The sequence below is a fragment of the Desulfofundulus thermobenzoicus genome (genome assembly GCF_009428905.1).
GTDB classification, from domain to species: Bacteria; Bacillota; Desulfotomaculia; order Desulfotomaculales; family Desulfovirgulaceae; genus Desulfofundulus_A; species Desulfofundulus_A thermobenzoicus.
In genome coordinates, this window is record NZ_WHYR01000290.1 from 1 (window position 1) to 252 (window position 252).

Genomic DNA, 252 nt, shown 5'->3' on the forward strand with positions numbered 1-252 from the left:
TGGGCGGTATTCCAGTCGCCCTACGGGCTCCTTCCATACCACCCAGAACGATATTATGTTCATTAACTGGAAAAAATCGTCCAAAATTATTGGCCATTTTTTATCCAAAATTATTGACCGTTCACACGCCCCAGGTTTCACCGCCAAAATCTCCTGGTCCAAACGAATTCTGTCGGACAAAAATGCCTTTTTCACTGGCTGGTCAGGGAAAGCATGGATCGGTTTGGTTTGTCTTTCGAGGAAGCCAGGTCC

General features: G+C 46.4%; 1 protein-coding gene. It reads right to left on the reverse strand.

What is annotated here, in order from left to right:
• Positions 1 to 252, reverse strand: a 252-nt coding sequence (locus GFC01_RS19120; protein WP_207707674.1) for a hypothetical protein, incomplete at both ends; no start/stop codon positions are given.